The organism is Flavobacterium cupreum (assembly GCF_003996965.1).
Lineage (GTDB): Bacteria > Bacteroidota > Bacteroidia > Flavobacteriales > Flavobacteriaceae > Flavobacterium > Flavobacterium cupreum.
In genome coordinates, this window is record NZ_QWDM01000245.1 from 1 (window position 1) to 285 (window position 285).

At 49.8% G+C, this 285-nt stretch carries 1 protein-coding gene; it reads right to left on the reverse strand.

What is annotated here, in order from left to right; genetic code table 11:
• Positions 1 to 242, reverse strand: a 242-nt coding sequence (locus tag D0817_RS26375) for a hypothetical protein (protein WP_238160969.1), incomplete at its 3' end; no start/stop codon positions are given.
• Positions 243 to 285: the final 43 nt, after the last annotated feature.

Sequence of the window (285 nt, forward strand, 5' to 3'; positions counted from 1 at the left end):
GTTGTTACGCGCTTGCATTCGACCCATATTCTCTTTCCATTGATCAGAATGCCTGTATCTGACTCTGCATCAAGAATGGCTTCAACACCCCGGTCAGGTCGGTGTGCTTTTGCCGCCACTGTAGCTTCGAAAAGAAAATTCCTTGCGGCGGTCGATTCAGATGTTTCGTCCGCCGCGTTGATAGGACCATTTACTCCTTTTCGGAGCTTTTCAATAACGGATGCAAGTTGGTTAGGCGGCACGTGTGAACGGCTGTGGAAAACCGCGTAAATCTGGCGCTATCAG